This is a genomic window from Aminobacterium colombiense DSM 12261 (assembly GCF_000025885.1).
GTDB classification, from domain to species: domain Bacteria; phylum Synergistota; class Synergistia; order Synergistales; family Aminobacteriaceae; genus Aminobacterium; species Aminobacterium colombiense.
In genome coordinates this window covers 1,051,956-1,076,086 of sequence record NC_014011.1, presented here as the reverse complement: position 1 = coordinate 1,076,086, position 24,131 = coordinate 1,051,956, and the positions used below count along the sequence as shown (strand labels likewise).

24 protein-coding genes are annotated in these 24,131 nt (G+C 44.8%); 22 read left to right on the top strand and 2 right to left on the bottom strand.

What is annotated here, in order from left to right; genetic code table 11:
* Positions 1-13: 13 nt before the first annotated feature.
* Both AMICO_RS05320 and AMICO_RS05315 read right to left on the bottom strand, forming a co-directional pair.
* Positions 14-325: a YerC/YecD family TrpR-related protein gene (locus AMICO_RS05320; protein ID WP_013048427.1), complete on the bottom strand. Its 312-nt coding sequence runs from the start codon at positions 323-325 to the stop codon at positions 14-16.
* A gap of 18 nt (positions 326-343) precedes the next feature.
* Positions 344-1,381, bottom strand: a complete 1,038-nt coding sequence (locus AMICO_RS05315) for a pyridoxal phosphate-dependent aminotransferase (RefSeq protein ID WP_013048426.1) — start codon at positions 1,379-1,381, stop codon at positions 344-346.
* Positions 1,382-1,700: 319 nt separating this feature from the next.
* On the opposite strand from AMICO_RS05315, the gene efp reads away from it, so the two are divergent.
* The 22 genes from efp (at position 1,701) to AMICO_RS05205 (ending at position 24,128) form a co-directional block, all read left to right on the top strand.
* Entirely contained in the window at positions 1,701-2,273 is a 573-nt protein-coding gene (gene efp, locus AMICO_RS05310; protein WP_013048425.1) for an elongation factor P, read from the top strand.
* Positions 2,274-2,292: 19 nt separating this feature from the next.
* A complete protein-coding gene (locus tag AMICO_RS05305; RefSeq protein WP_013048424.1) occupies positions 2,293-2,712 on the top strand; it encodes a CD1247 N-terminal domain-containing protein in 420 nt (139 codons plus the stop codon).
* A gap of 20 nt (positions 2,713-2,732) precedes the next feature.
* A complete protein-coding gene (locus AMICO_RS05300) occupies positions 2,733-3,278 on the top strand; it encodes an Asp23/Gls24 family envelope stress response protein (RefSeq protein ID WP_013048423.1) in 546 nt (181 codons plus the stop codon).
* Positions 3,279-3,352: 74 nt separating this feature from the next.
* Entirely contained in the window at positions 3,353-3,841 is a 489-nt protein-coding gene (locus AMICO_RS05295) for a hypothetical protein (RefSeq protein ID WP_013048422.1), read from the top strand.
* A gap of 3 nt (positions 3,842-3,844) precedes the next feature.
* Positions 3,845-4,321, top strand: a complete 477-nt coding sequence (gene nusB, locus AMICO_RS05290; RefSeq protein WP_013048421.1) for a transcription antitermination factor NusB — start codon at positions 3,845-3,847, stop codon at positions 4,319-4,321.
* Positions 4,278-5,543 (top strand): exodeoxyribonuclease VII large subunit, encoded by a 1,266-nt coding sequence (gene xseA, locus AMICO_RS05285; protein ID WP_244392371.1) that lies wholly within the window; start codon positions 4,278-4,280, stop codon positions 5,541-5,543. Before nusB ends, xseA begins: the two co-directional genes overlap by 44 nt.
* Positions 5,515-6,519, top strand: a complete 1,005-nt coding sequence (gene mtnA / locus AMICO_RS05280; RefSeq protein WP_013048419.1) for an S-methyl-5-thioribose-1-phosphate isomerase — start codon at positions 5,515-5,517, stop codon at positions 6,517-6,519. Before xseA ends, mtnA begins: the two co-directional genes overlap by 29 nt.
* 23 nt (positions 6,520-6,542) lie before the next feature.
* Complete coding sequence (locus AMICO_RS05275; RefSeq protein WP_013048418.1) at positions 6,543-7,784, top strand: adenosylhomocysteinase; 1,242 nt, start codon at positions 6,543-6,545, stop codon at positions 7,782-7,784.
* Between the two features lie 3 nt (positions 7,785-7,787).
* Positions 7,788-9,071 carry an amidohydrolase gene (locus AMICO_RS05270; RefSeq protein ID WP_013048417.1) on the top strand — a complete coding sequence of 428 codons (1,284 nt, stop codon included), beginning with the start codon at positions 7,788-7,790 and terminating at the stop codon, positions 9,069-9,071.
* 25 nt (positions 9,072-9,096) lie between these two features.
* Positions 9,097-11,742 carry an alanine--tRNA ligase gene (gene alaS, locus AMICO_RS05265; protein WP_013048416.1) on the top strand — a complete coding sequence of 882 codons (2,646 nt, stop codon included), beginning with the start codon at positions 9,097-9,099 and terminating at the stop codon, positions 11,740-11,742.
* The gene (gene ruvX, locus AMICO_RS05260) at positions 11,702-12,160 is read left to right on the top strand and encodes a Holliday junction resolvase RuvX (RefSeq protein ID WP_244392370.1); all 459 of its coding nucleotides are present in this window, start codon (positions 11,702-11,704) and stop codon (positions 12,158-12,160) included. Before alaS ends, ruvX begins: the two co-directional genes overlap by 41 nt.
* Before the next feature lie 27 nt (positions 12,161-12,187).
* Entirely contained in the window at positions 12,188-14,740 is a 2,553-nt protein-coding gene (gene mutS, locus AMICO_RS05255) for a DNA mismatch repair protein MutS (protein WP_041459581.1), read from the top strand.
* Positions 14,727-16,448, top strand: coding sequence for a DNA mismatch repair endonuclease MutL (gene mutL, locus AMICO_RS05250; protein WP_013048413.1), 1,722 nt, complete (start codon positions 14,727-14,729; stop codon positions 16,446-16,448). The genes mutS and mutL overlap by 14 nt, the downstream gene beginning before the upstream one ends.
* Positions 16,445-17,404 (top strand): tRNA (adenosine(37)-N6)-dimethylallyltransferase MiaA, encoded by a 960-nt coding sequence (gene miaA / locus AMICO_RS05245; protein ID WP_013048412.1) that lies wholly within the window; start codon positions 16,445-16,447, stop codon positions 17,402-17,404. Before mutL ends, miaA begins: the two co-directional genes overlap by 4 nt.
* Positions 17,401-18,240 (top strand): 4-hydroxy-3-methylbut-2-enyl diphosphate reductase, encoded by an 840-nt coding sequence (gene ispH, locus AMICO_RS05240; protein WP_013048411.1) that lies wholly within the window; start codon positions 17,401-17,403, stop codon positions 18,238-18,240. The genes miaA and ispH overlap by 4 nt, the downstream gene beginning before the upstream one ends.
* Before the next feature lie 19 nt (positions 18,241-18,259).
* On the top strand, positions 18,260-19,771 hold the full coding sequence (locus AMICO_RS05235; protein ID WP_013048410.1) for a 30S ribosomal protein S1: 1,512 nt from the start codon (positions 18,260-18,262) through the stop codon (positions 19,769-19,771).
* Positions 19,772-19,852: 81 nt separating this feature from the next.
* Positions 19,853-20,347: a peptide deformylase gene (gene def, locus AMICO_RS05230; protein WP_013048409.1), complete on the top strand. Its 495-nt coding sequence runs from the start codon at positions 19,853-19,855 to the stop codon at positions 20,345-20,347.
* Between the two features lie 2 nt (positions 20,348-20,349).
* Positions 20,350-21,282 carry a methionyl-tRNA formyltransferase gene (gene fmt, locus AMICO_RS05225; RefSeq protein WP_013048408.1) on the top strand — a complete coding sequence of 311 codons (933 nt, stop codon included), beginning with the start codon at positions 20,350-20,352 and terminating at the stop codon, positions 21,280-21,282.
* Positions 21,275-22,036, top strand: a complete 762-nt coding sequence (locus AMICO_RS05220) for a DEAD/DEAH box helicase family protein (RefSeq protein ID WP_013048407.1) — start codon at positions 21,275-21,277, stop codon at positions 22,034-22,036. Before fmt ends, AMICO_RS05220 begins: the two co-directional genes overlap by 8 nt.
* A gap of 23 nt (positions 22,037-22,059) precedes the next feature.
* The gene (locus AMICO_RS05215; RefSeq protein WP_013048406.1) at positions 22,060-22,278 is read left to right on the top strand and encodes a 4Fe-4S dicluster domain-containing protein; all 219 of its coding nucleotides are present in this window, start codon (positions 22,060-22,062) and stop codon (positions 22,276-22,278) included.
* Between the two features lie 24 nt (positions 22,279-22,302).
* Positions 22,303-23,367: a 3-methyl-2-oxobutanoate dehydrogenase subunit VorB gene (gene vorB / locus AMICO_RS05210; RefSeq protein WP_013048405.1), complete on the top strand. Its 1,065-nt coding sequence runs from the start codon at positions 22,303-22,305 to the stop codon at positions 23,365-23,367.
* A gap of 14 nt (positions 23,368-23,381) precedes the next feature.
* A complete protein-coding gene (locus AMICO_RS05205) occupies positions 23,382-24,128 on the top strand; it encodes a thiamine pyrophosphate-dependent enzyme (protein ID WP_013048404.1) in 747 nt (248 codons plus the stop codon).
* The last annotated feature ends 3 nt before the right edge of the window (positions 24,129-24,131 follow it).

Sequence of the window (24,131 nt, the reverse complement as noted above, 5' to 3'; positions counted from 1 at the left end):
GCCTTCTGGCCGCCTATTGCACTTCTTTTGTTTCCTCGGATTTTTTGAGGTTTCCCAAGACAGCGCGATATCCGTCTGCTCCGTACTCGAGAAACTTTTTTACTCGGCTTATGGTTGCAGTGCTCGCTCCGGTTTGTTGCGCAATTTGAGGATAGGTGTATCCTTCGTCGAGAAGTCTAGCCACTTCAAGGCGTTGTGCCAAGGCACGTATTTCCCCAATGGTAGCTACGTCTTCGAGAAACCCATACATTTCATCAACAGAGTTTAACGAGAGCAGCGCTTCGCAAAGTTGATCTGTTAACCGATCTTTCCACTTTTCTGACATATACTCCTTACCTCCTCGTTATTCAAAACGTTTTGATAGTCGAGAAAGGCAATCTAGCACCTTTTCCATCTCGCTGGAGAGGCCAATTGAAACTCGAATCCAACTATCATCTTCATGGGATATCTTGAAAAACTTGACTGCTACATTGTTTTCTTCAAAAAACCGCTGCAAAAACTTTTTCTCTTCAGGAATATGAAGCAACACGAAGTTAGCTTCACTCGGATAAATTTTAAGCCATGGGAATCGTGAACATTGATCAATAAAAGAGTCTCTGATTTTTATAAGTTCCATCTTTCGATTTTCAAATAATTGGGGATACTTCAGAACTATTTGAACTATAGCAGCAGTAAGCTGATTGACGTTAAAAGGGCTTTTTATAGTATTTAGAGCGTGGGCTACTGTGGGATCACAGATGCCGTAGCCAAAACGAATACCTGCCAACCCCCATGCTTTGGAGAGAGTTTTAAGAATTACAGTATTCGGAGGCATTTCTTTCGTCTGGAGGGATTGCAAAAAGGTTTTCTGAGCAAATTCCCCATAAGCTTCATCAATCACTGTAATTCCCTCGTTGTTTTCTATAACCTCTCTAAGGAACTGTTGCGGCAAATTTTTACCGGTGGGGTTATTGGGTGAATCTATAAGGACTAGGGCCGGTCTTTCACTTTTGACCTTCTCTAAGAAAAGGCCTGTGTCAAAAGAGCAATCCTTATCGCCCATATCGATGGGCACTGTTACATGACGGGCATGAAAGACCTTGCATAAGTGGGCATATTCTGAAAAAGAAGGAGAAAAAGAAAGAATGGTCGCGTTTGGCCCTGCGTACGCGGCAAACAGAAGCCAGAGAACCTCGTCTCCACCGTTTCCTAAAATATAGTTTTTAGGTGAAAAACCTGTTAATATTCGCAGCGACTCCTTAATTTCTCCATACGATGCGTCGGGGTATCTATTTATTTCTGTATGTACAAGAGCAGAAAAGATTTCCTTTTGAATAAAATCTGGAATGGAAAAGGGATTCTCGTTTTTATCGAGACGGATCATTTGTTTGAAAGATGACATCTTAAGACCCCACTTCTTTGCAGCTTTATCTAATTAAAGGATAAAACTCTTAATTTATAACGCAGTCTATCATGGTGATAAATACCTGTCAACAGATGGGCATAGGCGCGAAATGCATGCAATGCATAATAAGTTTCATGGATAAATTATTTAGGTGATGTGGCATAATATACATAAGAAGAGCTATCATAGCAAATACTTATAAAAAAGCGGCTTTAACAGAAAGTGTCACTTCTACACTTTGCATCTATAGCGTTTATGCTGTATCCTTACTGCATGTGTATAACAAGCTCTGATATTACTAGGAGGTAAGAAATGCATGAGTCAAGTTATTGACACCAGTGATTTTTATTCGGGCATAAAAGTGAAGTGGCAAGATGGAATATGGGAAATAATAGATTACCAGCATCATAAAATGGGCCGCGGTGGAGCTGTTATTCGCACAAAACTTAGAAATGTCGAAACAGGATCTTCTGTAGAGACGACATTCCGTTCCGGAGAAAAATTTGAAAGAGTCATTTATGACGAGAAAGCAGCGCAGTTTCTTTACCAGGAAGGGGACAGCTACGTTTTCATGGATATGGGAACCTATGATCAGCTCTATATCCATAAAGATGTGCTCGGGGATGCAATTAATTATTTGACTGACAACCTGGAAGTACAGATTGAGTATTTTGAAGAACGAGTAATGGGAATCGATCTCCCCAAAAGCGTGGAGTTGCAAGTTATAGACACTCCTCCTGGATACAAGGGGGATACTGTTTCCAGCGGAGGGAAACCGGCGACACTGGAAACAGGAATAACAATTACAGTGCCAATTTTTATAAACATTGGAGACACAGTGGTTGTTGATACCCGTTCTGGAGAATATCTCGAACGGGCTAAAAAATGAGAATCTGGGAGGGCAAACTATGAGCGCAAAAGAAAAGATAGCATATCTGAAGGGCTTGTTGGCTGGGCTTAACATGAAGGATGAAACTGCAGCTAAAGCGTTTAGCTCGGTTACTGAAGCTCTTGAAGCTCTTGCAGATGAAATTGAAGAGCATGCAGCGCTAATTGAAGAGCAGCAGGATCTTTATGAAGAGCTTGAAGACGATTTCTCTCTTCTTGACGAGGACCTTGATACTTTAGAACGATCCTTTGCAGAGTTCATGGGTGAAGATTTTGAAGAAACCGACGAAGAAGAGAATGAATTTGATGAAGCCTATGAGTCTGTAGCATGCCCGAAATGCGGACATGTTTTTTACTACCAGCCGGAAATGTATGAAGAAGGCGAAGCTCTTCAATGCCCTGACTGTGGAGAGACCTTTGCCCAACCAGCTGAGGAGTAAGCTAAAAAGGAGGGTTAGTGATGGATGAAGTTCATAACACCCTGGACCTGGAATCTCAGGAGCAAGAAAAAGAACCAGAAGGAGCAATAGAAGAACAGACAATGGCTGCTGAAGAGCGTTCTGTTCAGGGGAGTGTTCATATAGCAGAAGATGTCATCACTGAACTAGCCCGAAAAACGTTATCTCTTGTCCCTGGGGTGCAACCGGCAAATCCAGGGCTAGCCTCTAAATTAGGGTTAGTAGGACGCAAAGCTATTGACGGGATAAAGGTTTCTGTTGAAGAGAACGTAACTCCACCCCTTATAACTGTGGATGTGTTCGTACTGGTAAAATACGGGCTTCGTATTCCTGATGTGGCTTGGGATCTTCAGGAGGCAGTAAAAAACAATCTCGAACAGTATACTGGTTATGCAGTGAAAGCTGTCAATGTCAATGTGCAGGGAATATTTATTAATGATCGCCCGGCAGAGAATGTTGTTGCCGATACAGAAAAACTAGCTTCAGATAAGATTCCTACCAAAGAAGATTTTACTTCAGGAATTGATGTTGACGCTGAGCCTAAATAGAATTAGTTCTTACTATAAGATTGACAGGCCGGCCATTGTGGCCGGCCTGTCTTTAATCCCGGGGGTGGTTAAAAGTGTATCTTTTTTGGAAAAGTACAGCCCTTGGAAGTCTCAGTCTTTCTAGGGAAGGGATAACAGAATTTATAAATTCCTTGCTTTTGCCTTCCTATGCATGCAAAGAAGTAGCCCTTTCCAGAGCAGAGAATTCGTTGTATATTGTTTTATCGTTGCCTCATCCCCATAATACTCTCGAAGTTAAGATGCTAGAGGAGAAAATTTCAGCGTCTTGTAATGAAATGGGATTAGGTGCCCATATTTCGTGGACTGAAGAAAAGCAGCCCATAGAACCTAGGGTTTTTCCAGAAATCTTAAAAAACCCCTTGTCATGGACTGTGGGAGCAGCGGGGCTAACGGCCCTTATCCATATGCGCATAAGAGGTGTTCTGTGGACAATAGTAGTGGGTGCGCTGACTTTTGTGATAGCTCGATTCCTTCTTTCTGAAAATGGGCAGATTTTGTTGCACCGATTCATCAATCGTGTTAAACAGATCATTAGGAGGTAAATGTTGACTAAGAACATCCTTCCTCAAAAAAGACGCAGATCTCGTGAAATTGCGATACAGATTTTATATGCCCTCGATATTCGCAATAGTGAAAAGGTAAATGAAATGTTCTCACTCTATCCATTTGGAGATGAGGAGCCAGATGTTGTTTCTTATGCTTCTCTTCTTGTTAAAGGAGTGTGGGAAGCGCGCTTTGAAATTGATACCCTTATACGCAAACATGTAGTAGGGTGGAGGCCTGAGCGAATGGTGGCCGTTGATCGCGCCGCCCTCCGTCTCGCTATTTATGAAGGGATTATAAAACAGATGATCCCTGTACCTGTGGCCATCTCTGAAGCCGTGGAGCTGGCGAAAACCTTTGGAACAGACGAGTCAGGCCGATTTGTCAATGGAGTACTCGGCAAAATTGTACGTGCTCTTTCACCATCGGTAAAGGATGAGGAAAATGCAGGGGACAAACCTTCCAAAACTCTCAGTTGACGAGGTAACAAACCGCATTCAAGGACTATTTTTTTCTGATCCGGTACTACAGAACCTTATAGTTGTGGGCGAAATAGTTGAAATTAAAAAGCATACAAGCGGCCATGTTTATTTTACTTTATCAGGGGATGAAGGGCGGTTATCATGTGTTCTTTTCAAGAATGATGCTGCTCGTGTTCCTGAGTGGCCCCGAAAAGGGGATGAAGTGTGGGCGGAAGGCCGTGTTGGAGTGTATCCTCCCAGGGGGAGCTATCAGCTCTATGTACGCCGTCTTACCCCTCAAGGAATAGGGGCTGCGGCTCGTGCCAGGGAAGAATTACGCTTGCGGCTTGATAAAGAGGGGCTTTTTGACCCTCGCTTAAAAAGAAAACTTCCCGCTTATCCGCAGAAAGTGGCAGTAATCACTTCCTCGACAGGGGCTGCTATAAAAGATGTGCTGAAGGTGTCACGTAATCGTTTTCCCCAATGTTCTATTGTGATTGTCCCTTGTCTTGTTCAGGGTTACGACGCGCCGGAAGAAATATTTTCTGCCTTCGTGCAGATCAGGCCTCTCATAGATGTTGACGCAGTGATGCTTGTGAGGGGAGGGGGAAGTCGCGATGATCTCAACCCTTTCGATGACGAAAGGGTTATCCGCGCCATACGGTCATGTCCTGTCCCAGTGATAACTGGAGTAGGACATGAAACAGACACGACCTTAAGCGATTTGGCTGCTGATGTCGCTGCTTCTACACCTTCAGCAGCGGCAGAGCGTCTTTTCCCCGACCACATAGACCTCATTCGTCACGTAGATTTTTTCTCATCTTCTTTGTCTAGAACCATGCAGACGGATATTAGAAAGAAAAAAGATAACCTCGCTCATTTCCAACAGCTCATGTTTACTCACTCTTCCAGAATGGTGGAAAGAGGGGCTAAAATCCTCCAGGAAAATAAAAGACATATGGATCTTCTAATGAAAACCCTCCTGGAAGGGAGAAAACAGGCACTATCATCTGTAGCAGGCGCACTTAATGCCCTTTCTCCCTTATCCATCCTTGGAAGAGGATTTATAAGCTGTACAAAGGAAGAAGGAGAAGTGGTAACCTCTGTAGATCAGCTTGAGATTCGGGAAAAACTCATTCTTTCCTTTATAGATGGACGATCAAATGTGCGGGTAGAAAAGATAACAAAAACTGGAGAAAAGGACGAAGACCATGCTGCCTTGTCCGGTCTGCTGGAATAACCAAGAAAAAAACCTCTGCGTTTTAGACCAGAGGCTTCTTCCCTGGGAAGTGTCTTTTATATTTTGCAACACTTGTGAAGATGTGGCGCAAGCAATAGAAAGCCTGGCAGTTCGCGGCGCCCCGGCCATAGGAGTTGCGGCAGCCTATGGGGTGGCACTTGGGGCACGAAAGGGAAAGTTAGAAGTAGAAAGAGCCATAGAAAGGCTTTCCAGAACGAGACCAACTGCTGTAAATCTATTCTGGGCTCTGGATCGAATGTCACAAATTGCGGCGGGAACAGAAGAAGAGAAACTCTTTTCGTGTTTGCTTAATGAAGCCCACGCCATTCGGGAAGAAGATATTGCTATAAATCGTCAGATCGGCACTTTGGGTCAGAGCCTTCTTCCCAGGGATGGCATAGTTTTAACTCACTGCAATGCTGGTTCTCTTGCCACTGCAGGTTATGGTACAGCATTGGGAGTAATTCGTGCAGCACGGGAACATGGTAAAAATATAAAGGTCTATGCTGATGAAACCCGTCCGGTCTTTCAAGGGGCTCGCCTTACCGCATGGGAACTGCTTGAGGAGGGGTTTGATGTTACTGTAATATGTGACAATATGGCAGGTGCTCTTATGCAAAAACAGGCTGTTGCCGCTGTTTTGGTAGGAGCCGATAGAATTGCATTGAATGGTGATACAGCTAATAAAATTGGCACTTATTCCCTCGCTATTCTGGCCCGCTATCACTCAGTGCCCTTTTATGTGGTTGCGCCAACGTCGACCATAGATAAGGAGGCCTGCGAGGGGTCTTGCATTGAAATTGAAGAAAGGGACGGCAGCGAGGTGCGGGAGCCTGCCGGCCATCCTCTGATCCCAGAGTCATTTCCTGTTTGGAACCCGGCCTTCGATGTAACCCCACATACACTAATACAAGCAATCGTCACAGAAAAAGGGGTTCTGACTCCGCCCTTTCTTGAAAAGATCATTGATATATAAAATTTTTAGGGAGGAAATACCCCATGGAAAACCGCATTGCAGATGTGAACCTTGCACCAGCAGGGATGAAAAAGATTACATGGGCATGGCAATTTATGCCAGTGCTTCGAACTCTTTCCAAGGACTACGTTCCTAAGGCTCCTTTACATGGACTGAAACTGGCGGCATGCCTGCATCTCGAAGCAAAGACAGCATGTTTGCTTATAACTCTTCATAAACTCGGGGCAGAGGTCTGGGCTGCAGGGAGTAATCCCCTTTCAACCCAGGATGATGTCTGTGCTGCCCTCGTGGAAAAGGGGGTTCACGTTTTTAGCCATTATGGAATGTCAACAAAAGAATATTATGATAACCTACGTTCAGTTCTTAGAATTGCCCCTGATATTATTATCGATGACGGAGCTGATCTCGTAGCTACTCTTCATACAGAATTCCCTCAGCTCATTTCTTTGGTGCGGGGAGGTTCTGAAGAGACAACTACCGGCGTTAAGCGTCTCAAGGCCATGGAGGAAGACGGCACACTAAAATTTCCCATGATTGCCGTAAATGATGCCTACAGCAAGTATCTTTTCGACAATCGTTACGGGACAGGGCAATCGGTGATGGATGGCCTTATGCGTACCACCAATATGCTCATTGCCGGCAAAAGGGTTGTTGTGGCAGGGTATGGATGGTGCGGCAGGGGGGTAGCCATGCGGGCACAGAGCATGGGGGCCTCTGTTATTGTCGTGGAAGTAGATCCTCACCGTGCCTTTGAAGCTCTGATGGATGGCCATCAGGTTATGAACATGGAAGAAGCAGCCTCCCTTGGGGACATTTTCCTAACCCTTACAGGGAATACACAGGTTATCAGAAAAGAGCATTTTCAGCACATGAAAAGTGGTGCGATTCTTGCCAACGCAGGCCATTTCGATGTGGAGATAAGTAAGCGCGACCTCTCAGAAATGGCTCGTTCCATTGAATCTACCAGGCAGAATATTGAAACCTATGAACTGCGCGATGGGCGGTTTCTTCATCTTTTAGGAGAAGGACGTCTTGTGAATCTGGCTTGTGCAGACGGACATCCCATAGAAATCATGGACCTGAGCTTCGCCCTTCAACTTGAGTCCGCACTTCATATTTCTCGCATCTCCCTTCCTGCCGGAGTGCACCCAGTTCCTGAAGAAATAGACAGGAGTGTCATGGAAGTAAAGTTGGCGTCTCTTGGTATTTCGCTGGAAAAGTTAACTGAGGAGCAAGAGCTTTATATGAAAAGCTGGGAGGAATAATGAATGTCAACCTACCTCTTTCAAAACACATACATTTACGATGGACAAATGGAACGAGGCCTGCGCTGCGATGTGCTCGTAGAGAATGGGGTAATTTCTAAAATAGAAGCTCCTAACACCATCGACGATGGCCATGTCTCCCTTATTGACTGTAACGGGGAAAAACTACTTCTTCCCGGTTTTGTTAATGGTCACACCCATGCGGCCATGTCCCTTTTACGGGGACTTGGCGAAGAAACGCCTTTGATGTCGTGGTTGAAAGAACAGATTTGGCCAGTGGAAGCCCGCCTTACACCGGAATATATTTATTGGGGAACGGCATTGGCCCTTTTAGAAATGGCTTCCTGCGGGGTAACATGTTTTGGCGATATGTATTTTGAAATGGATCAGGTGGCTCAAGTTTCTTTGGCCATGGGAATGAAATGCGCTCTTTCCAGAGGCCTCATCGGTGAAGATCAGAAGAGGGTCGATGAGAACCTGAAACTTATCGATGATTGGCATGGAAAGAAAGGACTTCTCTCTGTGCAGCTAGGTCCCCATGCTCCCTATACTGTCCCCATGAATGCCATGAAAAAAATAAGTGAGCTGGCTTTAGAAAGGAACGTAGGAATCCACACCCATTTTCTTGAAACTGAATGGGAACGGCAGTACCTGAGAGACGAACTTCATTGTCAGCCAGTGGAATATCTGGAAAAGACAGGATTGCTTAATACTCCAAGAACCATACTTGCCCACGGAGTATGGTTCTTGCCAGAGGAACTTCCATTGTTAAAAGATTCCAATATAACCATAGTTCATAATCCTAATAGCAATTTAAAATTGGGAAGCGGCATTATGCCTCTTCCTGAAATGATCGATCAGGGTATTTCTGTTTCCCTCGGCACGGATGGCGCCGCCAGCAACAACCGGCTCGATATATGGGAAGAAATGCGTCATGGGGCCCTTATTCATAAAGGTGTTCGCCATGACCCTACAATAATAAAAGCGAAACAAATTTTGACCATGGCAACTTTGAATGGAGCCCGTGGACTGGGCTTTGAAAAAACGGGACTTATCCGCGAAACTTGGGATGCTGACCTCGTTCTCATCGATCTTGATCGCCCTCACTATCTCGGCTTTGACGTAGAGACCCTTCCCGTATATATTGTTTACGCAGGCTCTTCTACCGATGTTGAAGCGACAATGGTAAAAGGGCAGTGGGTTTATTTTAATGGGGAATTCCCCAGTGTGGATCGAGAAGAAATTTTGAAACAAGCGGCTCAGGCAAGAAAAGCTTTAATCTCTTGAGAGTTGAGAAAGAAGGGAAAAATATATGCGTTGGCGAACAGGAAAAGAAATACGTTCTCTTTTCATTGATTTTTGGGAATCGAAGGGAAGCAAGCATTATCCGAGTTTCTCCTTAATTCCTAATGATCCTTCTTTACTTTTTACCATTGCGGGGATGGTCCCTTTCAAACCATACTATCTTGGTATTCAACAGCCGGAATTTACACGAGCGGTGACATCTCAGAAGTGTGTACGGACAAATGATATCGAAAATGTAGGGCGAACCGCTCGTCATCATACTTTTTTCGAAATGCTTGGTAATTTCAGTTGGGGTGATTATTTTAAAAAAGAAGCTATAACGTGGGGCTGGGAGTTTCTGACGGAAGTGATAGGACTCGAACCTGAGCGGCTATACGCAACGATCTATAAAGATGACGAAGAAGCATATTCTGTGTGGAGGAACGAGGTTGGCCTCCCGGAAAATAAGATCTATCGTTTCGACAAGGATGAAAATTTCTGGTTTATGGGAAACACCGGTCCTTGCGGCCCCTGTTCCGAAATCATTTATGATCAGGGCCCGGAATTTTCCTGCGGCAAGCCTACTTGTGACGTTGGCTGTAATTGTGACCGCTATCTTGAGATTTGGAACCTTGTTTTTACCCAATTTGATCTTCAGGAAGACGGCACCCTGGTTCCACTCCCGAAAAAGAACATTGATACCGGTATGGGGCTAGAACGTTTAACATCCATAGTGCAGCGTGTACGAACCGATTTTGAAACTGATCTCTTTAAACCGCTCATAGATCATATTTGCGCCATGACAGGCGTGACCTACGGTTCTTCTCCATCTCATAACCTTGCGGTACGGGTCATAGCCGACCATATCCGCTCTGTTGCCTTCATGATTGCCGATGGCATTTTGCCAGCGAACGATGGACGAGGCTACGTGCTGCGCCGACTTATCAGGAGGGCAGCTCGTTATGGAAAGCTTATTGGTCTTGACCGGCCATTTCTTCTCGAACTCTTCCCCGATGTGTTAGATCTCATGGCCGATCCCTACAGGGAGCTTCTTGATAACCGCCCCATGATAGAACAGATTGTGAGCATGGAGGAAAAACGCTTTGGAAGGACTCTTCAACAGGGAACAGAACTTATAGAACAGGAAATTTCCAGACTGAGGCTACGTCATGTAGACGCTCTTTCGGGAACAATTGCCTTTGAACTATACGATACCTACGGATTTCCTCTTGAACTCACAACTGAAATTTGTGCTGAAAATGACATTAAAGTGGATGAAGCAGGATTTCACGTAGAAATGGAGAAACAGAGAGAGCGGGCTCGGGCTTCGAGCAAACAATTAAGCAGCGAAATGAAAGGTGATGTTTACTCTCAAATTGCTGCTGAAAAGGGACAAACTTCTTTTGAGGGCTATGTGCTTTCTGAACTGGACACAGAAGTTGTAGCTCTTATAAAAGATGGACAGCCTGTTGATTTTCTTTCTGAAGGTGAAAGTGGAGAGGCAGTATTAAAAGTATCTCCATTCTACGCTGAACGGGGCGGAGAGATTGGGGATCAGGGGCTTCTTTCCGCGGCGGGCGTTAAGGTTTGTGTAACTGACACCACATCTGAAACAGCTGATCTTATTGTTCATAGAGTAACAGTTCTTGAAGGCGTCCTTACAGAAGGTCTTGCCGTCCATGCTTCTGTTGATAAAGAGAAAAGGGAATCCATACGAAGAAACCACACAGCAACCCACCTTCTTCATGAAGCTTTGTCACAGGTTCTTGGAAGCCATGTTCGTCAGGCGGGCTCCCTTGTAAACGAAGCCTTGCTTCGCTTCGATTTTACCCATTTCGAATCCATGACAAGAGAACAGATTGCAGCTGTGGAAGATATGGTCAATAGGCAAATCCTCAAGAACATTCCTCTTGAAACAATAGAAAGCGACCTTGAACAGGCAAGAGAGATGGGAGCGAAAGCTCTCTTTGATGAGAAATACGGAGATATTGTACGGGTTGTACGTATAAAAGATTTCTCTACTGAATTATGCGGCGGCCTCCACGTGGATGCCACTGGCGATATTGGCGCCTTCAAGATCATAAAAGAAGAGGGCATTGGATCTGGAACCAGGAGGATTACCGCATTGACTGGACTTAATGCCTTCCGTGCCTTCCAAAACTCTTTTAGAGTAGTAGAAGACCTTTGCAATGTTCTGACATTAACCACAGATGAACTGGTTTCCCATGTCGAGAATATGCAGGCGGAAATAAAGGGATTAGGCAGAAAGATCGACGAGCTTAAACTGAACAATCTTGCAGCAGCCATAGATGAATCAGTGAAAAAAGAAATTCTGTCCAACGGAACGTCCATTTTTCAGGGGAGTTTTAAGGGTGTTTCAGCTGACATGCTGCGTGAACTTTGCGATCGTATCAAGGTAAAAAATAAGAACATAGTTATTGTCTTAGCAAGCCAGATCTCAGAAGAAAATGTTTTGATAGTTGCCATGGCTGATGACGAAGCCATGAAGGCGGGGGCCCATGCCGGGAAAATCGTAAAAGAAGTAGCGGTTATTCTAGGCGGTGGCGGCGGCGGTAAGCCTGCTATAGCTCAGGCCGGCGGCAAAAAACCTGAGAAAATAGACGAGGCCTTTCATGCGTTGCGAGGGATCGTTGAAAAACAGATGGGAGTGTGACATGGGCCGAATTCTTGCCCTTGATATTGGCGAAAAAAGGATAGGAATGGCTGTTTCCGATCCCCTGGGGTGTTTCGCCCAGGGGGTCGGTTTCATCCCCATGAATAAGGAATGGCTTTTAAAACTAGACGAAAGTCTCATCTCTCTAAATGTAGAAATGCTGTTAATCGGCAACCCCCTCCGCACTAATGGAACAGCTGGCCCTGAAACCGACAAGATAAAAAACATTGCGGCAGAACTGAAAATAAGATATCCTCACATTTCTATAGTATTATGGGACGAGAGGTTCACAACATCCATAGCTCAACAGGTGCTTCTCGAAGGGAATGTGTCGCGAAAAAAAAGAAAAGAAAAGGTGGATCAGCTTGCAGCGGCCCTTATTCTTCAGAATTATCTTGACCATACGAGAGGTGTTTAGCTTTTGATACTTCCTCCCAATGTAAAAATGACCCCCATGCTTTCTCAATATGTGGAATGGAAGAAGAAATACCCTGATTGTCTTCTATTCTTTCGGATGGGGGATTTTTATGAAATGTTTTTTGAAGACGCGCAGAAGGCGTCTGAAATACTCGATATAGCCTTGACGAGCAGAGACCCTTCCAAGAGTATTCCTATGGCTGGCGTTCCGTTCCATGCTGTGGACAATTACCTTGGAAAACTTGTTAAAGCAGGTTATAAAGTAGCTATTTGTGAGCAGGTAAGCGTCCCAGACGGAAAAAGCCTTGTAGACCGCAGGGTTATTCGCATTGTAACTCCCGGAACCTATGTCCCTGAAGAGGCAGGGGAAGAGGGACGTCTAGCCTCGATAAACCTCTTAAATGATGACACTATCGCTTTAGCCATGCTTTCTGTAAATACTGGATGTCTCGAGGCAGGAGTATTGAAGAAAGAAGAGGCTCTGTCACTTATTACCGGTTTTAATCCAGGAGAGGTTCTTATTCCAGATACGATCAAAAGAGAGGATCTTCCTGTGGAACTGCAAAACTTTTTTATCCTCCAAAGAACAAAAGAGCAGTTTACCCCTGACGGGGCTGCCCGCTGGCTGTGCAAGATCTTTAATGTTCCTGCTTTATCGGTTTTTGGCCTCGAAGAAGGGGCTTTTGATACAGGGTGTGCGGGAGCGGTTCTTCATTACCTTGAAGAAACCCAGTTTGGGGCTATACAGCATGTGACGCGAATATATCCCTTGCGCGAGAAACATTTTTTACATCTTGATGTCGCCTCTCAACAGAACCTGGAACTTGTCAGCGGCGATGGCCCTACTTTATATTCAGTGCTGAATAAATGTAAAAATCCAATGGGGCGGAGGCTTCTCAGGGAGTGGATACTTCGCCCTCTTCTTGATCAAGATGCAATCAACAAGAGACAGAACGGTGTTGAATTTCTTGTACAGGATCCTGTTGTGCGGCAAAAGCTTCAAAATTTGCTGGGGGAATGTCGAGACATAGAACGGGCATCTTCCAGGCTGAGCCTTGGCACAGGAAATCCCAGGGACCTGGCAGCCATTCGTGACACTTTGCTTCTTATTCCTCTTGTTTATGGGTATTGTAAATCTTCACCACTGGAAAAGTTCATATCATCCGATAACAGTTTGGAGACACTCTCCACCCTGCTGGCTTCTGCCCTGTGCGATGAAGTCCCTCGCCATTTGCATAATGGGGACGTAATTCGCACCGGTTTTAATAGCGAGCTCGATTCGTGGAGAGAATTGCGGGAGCATGGCGACCAGTGGCTTGATCAATATTTGGAAAAAGAGAAAGCCAAAACGGATATTCCCAAACTGAAAGTGGGAAGTAATAAGATTTTCGGCTACTATTTAGAAATCAGCAAAGGCAACCTTGACAAGGTGCCGGAAAATTACATTCGCAAACAGACCTTGGTTTCGGCTGAACGTTTTATTACTCCTGAACTTAAGGAGTTTGAAGAAAAAATGGCAGCATCTGAACAGGAAATAGCCAGCTTAGAATCGAAGATCTACGCAGATCTTGTTCAGCACACCTTGGAACACGTACAAAAAATACAAGATGGGGCTGCTATGCTCAGCTGTATTGATGTTCTTGCTTCACTTGCTCAGGTTGCCTGGGAGCGAAACTATATCCGCCCACAAATAAATAACGGTTTGAATCTGAAAATAGAAGGCGGCCGCCATCCAGTCATAGAAGCCACATTTCTAGATCTGCCATTTGTTCCCAACGATATCGTTCTTGATGGGGACGAAGAGAGGATAGCCTTGATTACCGGGCCAAACATGGCAGGCAAGTCTACCTATTTGCGAATGGCCGCATTGCTTGTCATCATGGCTCAGATGGGGGCATTTATCCCAGCTGCCGAGGCCTCCATGGGATTGATGGACAGGGTCTTTACCCGTATAGGGGCTCGTGACGAGCTCTCTCGCGGTAACAGCACATTTATGGTGGAAATGATAGAAACAGCTAATATACTCCACAATGTAACGGATAGAAGCATTGTGGTGCTGGATGAAATCGGGCGTGGCACTTCTACCTATGATGGGATGAGCATCGCATGGGCTGTGCTTGAATATCTTGATCATGGGTGCGGCTCCAAACCGAAAGTTCTTTTTGCCACCCATTACCATGAGCTTGTGGCGTTGGAAGATCATCTTAATGGTCTTAAAAATTTGAGTATGGCCGTTCATGAAGGAGAAAGGGGCATCTCATTCTTGTATAAAGTAGTTGATGGGCCAGCTGACCGTTCATATGGCATTGAGGTTGCCCGTTTGGCCGGCATTCCTCCAGCAGTGCTGAAAAGGGCCTTCCATTTGCTCGAAACCTTTGAGCGCGCCGATGAGGTAAAGCCATCGGGCGGAGTTATGGAAACATCCCAGCAAATACAGCTTTTCCCTGTTTCAAGTCAGGCTATAATAGAGGAGCTTGCGGCAATTGACCCCAACAAAATGACTCCCTTCAGGGCGTTAGAGATGATGTATAAAATCACTGATCAATGCAGAGAGGAGCTACAGTCTCATGGCAATACTTAAACTTCCCCGTGAAGTTGCTCTCAAAATAGCGGCTGGGGAAGTTGTGGAACGCCCAGTGTCGGTAGTGAAGGAAGCGCTGGAAAACTCTCTTGACGCCCATTCGTCTCGCATCCTGGTAACTTTAACTGAAGGGGGAAAGTCCTCCATCGTTGTTGAAGATAATGGTAACGGCATCCTATGGCAGGAAATGCCCCTGGTCATTACTCGGTATGCCACTAGCAAAATAGCAACTGTTAATGACCTGAGCAATATTAAGACATTAGGATATCGTGGTGAAGCTATTGCCAGTATTGCCGCTGTGAGCAGAATAGACCTTCGAAGCAAAGCTAAAGGAGCCGCCGAAGGAGGACTTCTAAAGGCGGAGGGGGGCAGTATTGTCTGTCATGAACAGCTGCCATGGAAAGAAGGGACCCGCCTGCAGGTGGATGACCTTTTTTTCAATTTCCCGGCACGTAAGAAATTTCTGCGAAGCAACCTTTCCGAATTGAGGAAAATATCTGCGTTAATGCGAGACTTTGGAGCAGCCTACCCTGCAGTGTTATTCAGTCTCTATCATAATGGCAATAAAATATTTGAAACTCAGGGCACTGGGGATCGTGCCGCCGTTCTTCGTTCATTATGGGGGGCCTCTCCTGAAACGCGGTCCACAACAGTCTCATGCGGATCAATAAAGCTTGAGTGCTGGTGGCAGTCCACTCCTGGACGCCAAAAAAACATAATTACCTCCTTTGTTAACGGAAGAATTGTATCTGACCCGTTGATACGTGGAGCGGCTTCTGCAGCCTGTAAGGATTTTTCTGGAAATTGGATGTTCTTTTTTACTCTTCCCCCGGAACTTGTGGATGTTAATATCCATCCGGCAAAGGCAGAAGTACGTTTTAGATATCCTGCCGAAATTTTCGAGGCGGTGAAAGCGGCGAGTCTGGATTTGCAGAACAGGCCGACCAGGCTCTCTTTCCCTTCTTTTTGGGAAGGGAAAGAACTGAAGGAATTTGTTGCGCCTCATTTACATCGACAAGCACTTCCGCAACGAGAAGAAGGACAGGATCTATTTTCCAGAGTTTCATCCCCGGAACTTTTAGAAGAAGTGAAAATTGAAAGTTGGGGGGAAAAAAGTGTCTTTTCCCCAGATGAGTCAAAGATATTTTTCATAGCTCAAATGGCTGCAGGGTACCTTCTGTTTGAGAAAAACGGGCAGCTCATTATTATGGATCCTCATGCGGCTCACGAGCGCATAGAATATGAAAAAGTCTTATCCAGAATGAAATCTGAGCAATTTCCATCTCAAAAGTTGAATCCGCCGCTTCTCATCCCACCAACTCTTGCCTCTGAAGTTGAGGAGTATGGAGTGGAGTTGGAAAAGGCAGGTTTTATTTTTGAAATTGAAGAAGGACAAAGCATGCTTTCTGCTTCCCCCGCTCTTCCCATTGAAGGAAGAGAGGGACCTCTCTTTCTCTTAAGGACGGCAATTTTGACATGGAATGAAACTGGTTCTCGAGCTATGGATGATGTGATTTGGAAAAAATGGGCTACAATTGCCTGCAAACGAGCGGTAAAACTTACAACCCATTGCAATGCTGCAGAAGCATTACACCTTTATGCAGCACTGCAGTTCTGTGAAAATCCTTCTGTTTGCCCTCACGGCCGGCCGACAACACTCGTACTAGATAAATATGAAATCGAACAATTTTTCGGGAGGGAAAAATGATGAAGGGGAAGCTGCCAATTCTTGCTATTATTGGCCCCACAGCAGTGGGGAAAACCAAATTAAGCTTAGAAATAGCAGAAACGTTAAAGGCCGAGGTCATCTCTGTGGATTCAAGACAAGTCTATCGATATATGAATGTGGGTACTGATAAAGTAACCTTCCAGACAAGGCAGCACATTTTACATCATATGCTTGATGTGGTGGATCCTGACGAAGTTTTTTCTGCTGCAGATTTTGTGGACAAAAGCATGGCGGCGATTGAGCGAATCATGAATCGGGGGAAAATTCCCCTTTTTGTGGGAGGAACACCTTTTTATTACCATGCGCTTTTTGAAGGAGTTCTGACGAAAGACCTTCCTAGGGATAGAAAACTCACTGATGAACTTGAAAAGTTTGCATCAAAACATGGAAACCAGGCTCTTCATGACCAACTGAGCGCGATTGATCCGAAAAGAGCCTCACAGCTTCATGTTAACGATGTGCGTCGTGTAAGCCGGGCTATTGAAATTTACAAGTTAACAGGACAAAATGCTACATGGTGGTATTCCTCCGAAGAAAAAAGAAAAGGATATTATGATGTGCTTTATTTAGGGTTGAATAGGCCTAGACTACTTCTTTTCGACGCTATAGAGAAACGTGTCCATCAACAGTTCGATGGAGGCTTTATAGAAGAAGTGGAATGGCTTTTACATCATGGTTTTGATGAGCGGTTTCCATCCATGCAGGGTTTCGGATATAAGGAAATATCACTTTATCTTCGTGGGAAATTAACAAAAGAAGAAGCTGTCGAAGGAGACATAAGCGCAACTAAAAAGTTTTGCAGAAGACAAATGACCTGGTTTAAAAAGTTTTTGCCAACTCTGTGGTATGATATTTCTGCTTACAAAGAAGATGATTTGAAGCGAAATGTTTTAGAAGCCTGTTTAAGGCATCTTGAAAGGGGCAACGAAATCTGAAGCAAATAATAGTTGCTGACCCTACGGGTTTTTGTTTTGGCGTTCGCAGAGCTATAGAAACCCTTGAAAAAATATTGAGCGATGAAGGCCCCATATATTCTCTCGGCATGCCCATACATAATCCACAGGAGGTTGAGAGACTTGCGAAGAAGGGCCTTGTTGTTGTTGACTCCCCCGATATGATTCCCCCGTTATCCCGTATCTTTATTCGCGCCCATGGGATATCATCAGAACTCTTTTCCACTCTTCAAAAACACTCCATTCACATAGTAGATGGGACATGTCCATTTGTTAAAAAAGCTCAGGAGCGAATAAAGCTTCTTGCTCGGGAAGGATATAAAATTTGTATCATCGGTAACGGGAATCACCCAGAAATAAAAGCTCTTCAGGGGATAGTTGAGGGCAAGGCTACAGTCATAGAAAAAAAAGAGGACGTCACAGAGATTGGTAAAACTGCTAAATTAGGAGTAATATCACAGACAACACAGGATAGTAAGGTTTTTGCAGCCATTGTTTCAGAGCTCGCGCTCAGAACTCAGGAAATGCGCGTCTATAACACGATTTGCAATGCAACTCGTGAACGACAAGATGCCACTCGCAAGCTAGCTCAATTTGTAGATGGTATTATAGTAGTGGGGGGCAGGAACAGCGCAAATACAGGGAAGCTGTATGATATAGCCCGCTTTTCCGGAATTGACGTTGTGTGGATAGAACACGCTGAAGAATTGGACAGGAGGTGGTTATCAGGTAAGGCGCGAGTAGGAATCACAGCCGGGGCCAGTACTCCGGATTGGCTGATTAGTCAGCTTAAAAATACATTGTCATCACGCAGGTAGCCAAGGGGGATGGAAGGTTATGATGGAAGAAATGAATAATGATGTTAAAACAACCGAAAATTTCGAAAATATGGATATGGAATCCATGCTCGAGAAATATGCGGGAGAGGAAATTCACAAAGGGAAAGTTGTAACAGGGACAATTGTTGGAGCAAATGAAGATGGTTGGCTCGTGGATGTAGGATATAAGTGTGAAGGTTTTCTTCCTCGAAGAGAGTGGACTCATAAAATATTAGTTGAAGAGGAAGAAGAGCCCTCAATTAATGATGAAATTCAAGTGCAGGTCATCAATATACGCCACGGAGAAGATGCTCAGCTTCTGGTAAGCCGCTGGCGCTGTGAATTTGACAGGCGTTGGGCTGAGTTGGAATCCTTTGTTTCTTCTCACGATCTTATTTCAGTGAGAGGGATACGCAAGGTTAAGGGCGGATTGATGGTCAACTGCTTTAATCTCGAAGGGTTTATTCCTATTTCCCATCTTGCTGAAGAGGGACGAGGGGTGAACCCCGGTAAATTTGTGGGAGAAGTCTTTGATGTAAAACTTTTGGAGAAAGACCGACGCAAGAGACGTCTTGTCCTTTCAAGAAGAATGCTTGTTGAAGAAGCAGTAGAGGAGCAGCGGAATAAATTTTATACAACAGTTTCAGAGGGAGACATTCTTGAGGGCAGGGTAAGCAGCATTACATCTTTCGGCGCTTTTATCAATCTTGGCCCCATCGATGGTCTTGTTCACATTAGCGAGCTTTCATGGAAGCGCAATGTAAAACCGAAAGAAGTTGTTAAAAAAGGTGAAACCGTAAAGGTAAAGGTTATTGGTATAGAGCAGGAAAACAACCGTGTTTCCCTCAGCATAAAACAAACCCAGCCAGATCCCTGGAGCATTGTAGAAGAAAACTGGAAAATTGGGGACAAAGCTTCTGGTGTAGTTACAAATGTCACAGACTTTGGGGCTTTTGTAGAAGTGGGGCCTGGCATTGAAGGGCTTATCCATATTGGTGACCTTAGCTGGGCGCGTATTAAACATCCACGTGATGTCCTTAAAAAGGGCCAGAATGTAGAAGTTGTGGTTCTTGATGTGGATGCGGAGAAAAAACGTATGAGCCTCGGCTACAAACAGCTTAATGACCCTTGGACAGGAATAGAGGAAAGATATACCAAAGGACAGGATATTACTGTTAAAGTTGTCAGGCTGGCTGATTTCGGTGCCTTTGTAGAAGTGGAAGAAGGCGTTGAGGGGCTCATCCATATCTCTCAACTGAGCACAAAACGTGTAGACAAGCCCGAAGACGTATTGTCTGAAGGCGAGGAAGTTTTAGCGCGGGTCATTGAAATTAATCCTGCAGAGCGAAGAATGAGACTAAGTATTAGCGCTCTCTTCGAAGAAGAGATTCGTAAGAATCGAGAAGAAGAGAAAAAGAAACGTCTCGCTCAGAAAGCAGAAGAGAGCAGGCAAAAACAGCAGCCAACATTCCATGAAGAAGAGCCCTCGATTACTATCGGGGATGTCTTGAAAGACTTTCTTAATCGCTAAATAAAGGGAAGGGCTGCTGGAACCAGCAGCCCTTTTTAGTGAATAAAATTTTGAAAAGTCTTAATTTAGAGGAGCAAGATCTTGAAAAAATTTCTGATTCGAACCTATCCAGATCCTGTTTTGCGAAAAGAAACAGAAGCCATAGACCTGTTTGATTCAAAACTAATGGATCTCATTGAAGAAATGAAGGTTATTATGCTTGAATCGGACGGTGTAGGACTTGCAGCCCCCCAAGTGGGCGTATCAAAAAAGCTGGCAATTGTATATTATGATGAAACTCTTTATGTCCTCATTAACCCCATCCTTTTAAAAGCCGATGGCGAGCAGGTTAGTGAAGAGGGGTGCCTGAGTTTCCCGGGAATATTCGGGAATGTTCTTCGCCCCCGTCATGTAGTAATTGAGGCTTATAATGAACATGGGGAGAAACTGACAATAGAAGCTGAAGATTTTCTTGCCCGAGCTTTTCTTCATGAGATGGACCATCTTGAAGGGAGGCTTTTGATCGACCATTTTTCTCCCTTGAAAAAGAATATCATACGGAAAAGAATGAGACAGCATGCAAAGGATGAACGCTAATAATGAAGATATGGTTTATAGGAACGGGTTCATTTGCGGCTTTTTGCCTTGAACATCTTGTTTCGAAATGTAATATGCATTTTGATCGAATTATTACTGGCATGCCTAAGCGTGGAGGCAGAGGGATGGGGGAAAGACCTTCATATGTAGAAGAAACAGCGACAAAATTGAACAGATCCGTTTTTCGGACAGATAAACTTTCAAAAGACGAGGAACTAAAAAGAGTTCTTCTCGAATCTCCACCCCATTGCGTCATCGTTGTTGATTTTGGACAGAAGGTCCAGGAACCATTTTTAAGCACCCCCTTATGGGGCTGCCTCAACATCCACCCCTCCATTCTACCTCAATATCGAGGTGCCGCTCCCATCCAGAGAGCCTTGATGGATGGACAAAAAGCAACAGGTGTGACAGTGTTTAGACTGGTGGAGGAAATGGACGCTGGGCCCGTTCTCGGACAGACCCAAATAGAGATAGGGCCAGATGAAACCTCGGGGGACCTATTTCAGAGGTTAGCGGAAGAGGGTAGCAATTTACTGAAAGTAGTTGTAAAATCTTGTAATGAGGGTACTAATATAACAACGTTACAAAATTCTAAATTAGTTACATATGCTTCAAAAATAGAAAAAAGAGAAACTCAGCTTTCTTGGAGTTTTGATGCACAGAGATTCCACAACACGGTTCGAGCTCTGAATCCCCAACCGGGGGCCTTTATTTTTTATAAAAAACGCAGGCTTAAAATTTGGAAAACATCTGTTTGTGAAGGGACAGGAAAACCAGGCGAAGTACTTGGTTTTATAGAAGGGAATCCTCTCGTAGCATTGCAAGAAGGCGCAGTTCTTCTTCTTGAGGTTCAGCCAGAAGGCCGCCGAGTTCAATCAGGTTCAGAATGGAGCAGAGGCATTCGTTTAAAGAAGGGGGACAACTTTGTTGAATAACAGACTTACTCTTCTTGCTAGTTTAATTCGCCTTTATGAATGGCCAAAAGCTGTAGCGGTTACAGGTGCCCTCGGTTCAGGAAAAACCGAATGGGTTTTGAATATGGCCCTTGCCCTTTTAGAGGCTGGGGAGAAAGTAACGATTGCTGATATTGACATTATTAATCCATATTTTTGTATACGTCAGGTAAGCGACGTTCTTGAAAAAAAGGGGCTATCTGTCATAACCATGCCTGAACAAGCGAAATGGCTTGATATGTCCCTTGTAACACCCAAGGTGGACTGGGCTCTCCATGATGAAAGTACACGCCTCCTTATGGATATAGGAGGGGATGCAGAAGGGGCCTTGGCACTAAAGCAATTTGAACCTATTATCAAAAAAGTTGGTTATCGGCTTATCCTTGTAGTAAACGCGTTTCGCCCTCAGACCGCCAGCGTAACAAGAATCCAGAAAATGATGAAAAAAATGGAGAGTATTTGCGGGCTGGAAGTGGGTGCTCTTATAAGTAATTCTCACCTTATGCATGAAACAACAGTCCACGATGCTATAGAAGGAATAAAAACCGTCTATGATGCTGGGCAGAACCTCGATCTGCCAGTTCTTTATGCAGGTGTTAATCCGTCGTTAGTTCCTGATGTAAAAAGAGTCTTGGGAGAGGGATACCCTGTCCCGATATGGCCTCTCTCGAGATATATGCTTCTTCCATGGGAAGATGGTTTTATGTGGTCGCGTCAGACTGAAGAGTCGAACTAAATGGGGAAGGGGTGTGTCACGTAATGGCAAAAGGACGTATTAACGTTCTTGAAGAGTATTGCAAGAGTTGTGGGCTTTGTGTCGCTGCCTGTCCTGTCAAAGTTCTGCGAATATCAGAAAAAATTAATAGCAGAGGGCATAGGCCGGTTGAGCAATTCAAAGAAGGATGTATTGGGTGCGCAATGTGTGCAACCTCATGTCCTGACGCAGCGATCGAAGTATTTAAGGTCGTTGAAGGCTAACGTTTTCTGGAGGTGGAAAATCTAATGGGACGCGTACTGATGAAAGGAACTGAAGCCATTGCAGAGGCAGCCATACAGGCTGGCTGCAAATTTTTCTTTGGTTACCCTATTACACCGCAAAATGAAATTCCCGAATACATGTCAGCCCATCTGCCAGAGATTGGCGGAACCTTCGTGCAAGCTGAAAGTGAAGTGGCGGCCAGTTATATGATCATGGGAGGCGGTGCAACTGGTCATAAGGTTATGACAACATCGTCCAGTCCTGGAATCTCTCTCATGTCAGAAGGAATAACCTATATGGCTGGAGCTGAAATCCCAGTTGTTATTGTAAATGTTATGCGAGGAGGGCCAGGCCTTGGTGGGATCCTACCATCCCAGGCAGATTATTTACAGGCTACCAAGGGTGGCGGGAATGGCGATTACAACTTGATAGTAATGGCCCCAAGCACCCTACAAGAAGCGGTCGATATTACACAGGAATCATTTGAGCTTGCTTTGCGTTACCGCAATCCCGTGCTTATTCTTGCCGACGGCTTTATGGGGCAGATGATGGAAGCTGTTGAAATAAAACCCTACGTCGATAAGGATGTACCAGATATTTCTGAATGGGCATTGGGATACATGGGAGAAAGAGGCGGGAAACGAAGTTCACTTAAAAGCTTGTATCTCTCTCCGGAAGCCCTTGAGAACCACAATAAAGATCTTCAGAAGAAATATGCTTTAATAAAAGAAAGAGAGTCTCGATGTGAAAGCTATATGACTGAGGACGCAGAATTGGTCATAGCAGCTTATGGAACAACAGCCCGTATCTCTCGTTCTGTTATCAACAATCTTAGAGAACAAGGTCACAAGGTCGGTCTGATTAGGCCCATCACCCTATGGCCCTATCCTTACGCAGACTTTGCAAAGCTGCCTAAGACCGTAAAGAATATTCTTGTGGCAGAAATGAACTGCGGACAAATGGTGGACGATGTGAAAGTTGCAACCGGATGTAAAATCCCAGTTAGTTTCTATGGTCGATCCGGCGGCATGTCACCTTCCGTAAAAGAAATTGAACAGCAGTGCAGAAATTTGCTCGGCCTGGAGTAGGGAGGGATAATGCGATGAAAGAAGTAAAGGTATATGAACGCCCTAAAGCATGGATGCCTGAAGTACATACCCACTATTGTCCTGGCTGCGGACATGGCATAGCCCACCGTCTTGTCTGTGAGATCATCGATGAGCTTAATATTCAAAAGGATACTATCGGAGTAGCGCCAGTGGGATGCGCCGCCATGATGTACGATTATATAGATACAGATTTTTGCGAGGCGGGACATGGAAGAGCTCCGGCAGTGGCAACAGGGTTGAAACGTGTTCGTCCAGATAAGGTAGTTTTTACCTATCAGGGAGATGGGGACCTTGCCTCTATTGGAACAGCAGAAATTATCCATGCCGCGAACAGGGGCGAAAATATTACTGTTGTTTTTATCAATAATGCCATTTACGGCATGACAGGCGGCCAGATGGCACCAACAACTCTTATAGGCCAGAGAGCGACAACCTGTCCTCTGGGAAGAGACCCCAAAGTCAGCGGCTATCCCATACGGGTTTGCGAGCTTTTGAGCTCACTTGCTACTCCTGGCTACATAGAGAGGGTTACAGTGGCACAGCCTAAATATATAATCAGAGCAAAACAGGCCCTGAAAAAAGCTTTCCAGTATCAAATCGATAAGAAGGGGTTTTCCTTCGTTGAAATTCTCTCATCCTGCCCTACTAATTGGGGAATGAGACCCGTGGAAGCTTTTGAATGGACTGTGAATTCAATGATGCCCTACTATCCCCTTGGTCTGTTTAAGGATTACGAGTAGGAG